We start from the raw sequence: 798 nt of genomic DNA, 5'->3' as shown, positions 1-798 counted from the left end.
CCTGAAATTACAGAGATCTATTTACGATGAAAACAACTTATATTGCCTTTTTAATTCTTATTGCTGCATGCCTAGGGCTTTGGCATTCAATCGATGTACTGAGTAGTACAACGCTTTTAATAGAAGAAAATGGGGATTATTTTAGAGATAACTACACAACGACAGAACGCTTTTTAGAATTATGGCCAATCAGCATAATTGTTGGGTTAGTTGTAGCAGTAATTATAGCCGCCATTACTTTACTGGTGTTTGACGCAAGCCAAAACAGCGAAGTGAAAAACCTAAAAGATGAACTTAAAAAGAACCTACAGCACTACGAAAGCTTAAAAGAACAGTGCGTATATGACGTTGAAAACGCACAAGAAAGAGCGAGAAAAAACGCAGCGCTTGAAGTAGAGAACCAACACATAGAAATTGAAGCGAGAAAAAACGCAATATTAAAGAAAGAAAGAGAATTAAACCGTACACAGATAAATCTAAGTCAAAAGTTACATGAACTAAACAAAACTATCGATGAAAATAACCAGTTGGTGAAGCACTACAAGCAAGAGGCTCAAAAAGCTAAAAACAAAGCTAAAAATCACAGCACCGCCATTGGGCGAAAAAACAATATCATCAGCAAACTAAAAACTGATCCTGAATACTTAAACAGATTTATAGAAAAAAATTATAATTAGTGTTCTTGAATCACTATCGATGATCCTAATTTTAACTTGGCGAAGCCGTAGCGAGGAACGAGCGCGACTTTACAGAGTTAAGTGTAAAACAGTCCTCAAAACGCGTTCCCCAATCTTCCAG

1 protein-coding gene is annotated in these 798 nt (G+C 36.2%); it reads left to right on the top strand.

Features of this window, described 5'->3' with window-relative positions:
* Positions 1-26 precede the first annotated feature (26 nt).
* Positions 27-677 carry a hypothetical protein gene (locus DK872_RS27225; RefSeq protein WP_161519138.1) on the top strand — a complete coding sequence of 217 codons (651 nt, stop codon included), beginning with the start codon at positions 27-29 and terminating at the stop codon, positions 675-677.
* The last annotated feature ends 121 nt before the right edge of the window (positions 678-798 follow it).

Source organism: Kosakonia sp. MH5 (assembly GCF_009935945.1).
Lineage (GTDB): Bacteria > Pseudomonadota > Gammaproteobacteria > Enterobacterales > Enterobacteriaceae > Kosakonia > Kosakonia radicincitans.
The sequence above is the reverse complement of the archived record's forward strand: the minus strand, read 5'-3'. Positions and strand labels throughout refer to the sequence as shown.